2 protein-coding genes are annotated in these 2,121 nt (G+C 59.8%); both read left to right on the top strand.

Going from position 1 to position 2,121, the window contains the following annotated elements:
- On the top strand, window positions 1–576 hold a 576-nt coding region (locus ACIGDJ_RS28255), incomplete at its 5' end, for an NADH-quinone oxidoreductase subunit B (protein WP_397504723.1).
- A gap of 69 nt (window positions 577–645) precedes the next feature.
- A partial coding sequence (nuoC, locus tag ACIGDJ_RS28250) for an NADH-quinone oxidoreductase subunit C/D (protein ID WP_397480306.1) occupies window positions 646–2,121 on the top strand: 1,476 nt, incomplete at its 3' end.

Below are 2,121 nucleotides of genomic sequence, written 5' to 3'. Positions count from 1 at the left end.
CACAAAAACATTTTCATGGGCAAGCTGGAAGACGTGCTGAGTGGCGCGGTCAACTGGGGACGTAAAAACTCCCTGTGGCCGTACAACTTCGGCCTGTCGTGCTGCTACGTGGAAATGACCACCGCCTTCACGGCGCCCCACGACATCGCGCGCTTTGGTGCCGAAGTCATCCGGGCCTCGCCGCGTCAGGCCGACTTCATGGTTATCGCCGGGACCTGCTTCATCAAGATGGCGCCGATCATTCAGCGTCTCTACGAGCAGATGCTCGAACCGAAATGGGTTATTTCCATGGGTTCGTGCGCCAACTCCGGTGGCATGTACGACATCTACTCCGTGGTTCAAGGCGTGGACAAGTTCTTGCCCGTGGACGTCTACGTACCTGGCTGCCCGCCCCGTCCGGAAGCATTTCTGCAAGGCTTGATGCTGTTGCAGGAATCGATTGGACAGGAGCGCCGTCCGCTTTCCTGGGTCGTTGGTGATCAAGGCGTCTATCGCGCCGACATGCCATCGCAGAAGGAACAGCGCCGCGAACAGCGAATCGCAGTCACCAACCTGCGCAGCCCTGACGAAGTCTGATCCAGATCTGTTCCTAGTAACGAGAAGCTGGCTTCATTCTTTACGTTGACCGAAAGCGAAAAAATAACCATGACTACAGGCAGTGCTCTGTACATCCCGCCTTACAAGGCAGACGACCAGGATGTGGTCGTCGAATTGAACAACCGCTTTGGCGCCGAAGCGTTCACCGCGCAGGCAACCCGCACCGGCATGCCGGTGCTGTGGGTGGCGCGCGCCAGGCTGGTTGAAGTCCTGACTTTCCTGCGTAACCTGCCCAAGCCGTACGTCATGCTCTATGACCTGCACGGCGTGGACGAGCGTCTGCGCACCAAGCGTCAAGGGCTGCCGACCGGCGCCGATTTCACCGTGTTCTATCACCTCATGTCGCTGGAGCGTAATAGTGACGTGATGATCAAGGTCGCGTTGTCCGAAGGCGACCTCAGCATGCCTTCCGTCACCAGCATCTGGCCGAACGCTAACTGGTACGAGCGCGAAGTCTGGGACATGTTCGGCATCGACTTCAAAGGCCACCCGCACCTGTCGCGCATCATGATGCCGCCAACCTGGGTAGGTCACCCGCTGCGCAAGGACTTCCCGGCGCGCGCCACCGAATTCGATCCGTTCAGCCTCAACCTCGCCAAGCAGCAGCTTGAGGAAGAAGCCGCGCGTTTCCGCCCTGAAGACTGGGGCATGAAGCGTTCCGGCGCCAACGAGGACTACATGTTCCTCAACCTCGGCCCGAACCACCCTTCGGCGCACGGTGCGTTCCGCATCATCCTGCAGCTGGACGGTGAAGAGATCGTCGATTGCGTTCCCGACATCGGTTACCACCACCGTGGTGCCGAGAAGATGGGCGAGCGTCAGTCCTGGCACAGCTACATTCCCTACACCGACCGCATCGACTACCTCGGCGGCGTGATGAACAACCTGCCGTACGTGCTCTCGGTCGAGAAGCTGGCCGGCATCAAGGTGCCGCAGAAGGTCGACGTCATCCGCATCATGATGGCCGAGTTCTTCCGGATCACCAGCCACCTGCTGTTCCTGGGTACCTACATCCAGGACGTCGGCGCAATGACGCCGGTGTTCTTCACCTTCACCGACCGTCAGAAGGCGTACACGGTGATCGAAGCGATCACCGGTTTCCGTCTGCACCCGGCCTGGTACCGCATCGGTGGCGTTGCCCACGACCTGCCGCGCGGCTGGGAAAAACTGGTCAAGGATTTCGTCGAGTGGATGCCCAAGCGTCTGGACGAATACACCAAGGCTGCGCTGCAGAACAGCATCCTCAAGGGCCGTACCGTCGGCGTTGCTGCCTACAACACCAAAGAAGCTCTGGAATGGGGCGTCACCGGTGCCGGCCTGCGTTCGACCGGTTGCGATTTCGACCTGCGTAAAGCGCGTCCGTACTCGGGCTACGAAAACTTCGAATTCGAAGTACCGCTGGCCGTCAACGGCGATGCCTACGACCGCTGCATGGTCCGCGTCGAAGAGATGCGCCAGAGCATCAAGATCATCGATCAATGCATGCGCAACATGCCGGAAGGCCCGTACAAGGCGGATCACCCG

Origin of the sequence: Pseudomonas sp. NPDC079367, from assembly GCF_044542195.1 — a bacterium.
Taxonomy (GTDB): Bacteria; Pseudomonadota; Gammaproteobacteria; order Pseudomonadales; family Pseudomonadaceae; genus Aquipseudomonas.
Note: the sequence above shows the minus strand (reverse complement) of the source record. Positions and strands in the feature narration are given on the sequence as shown.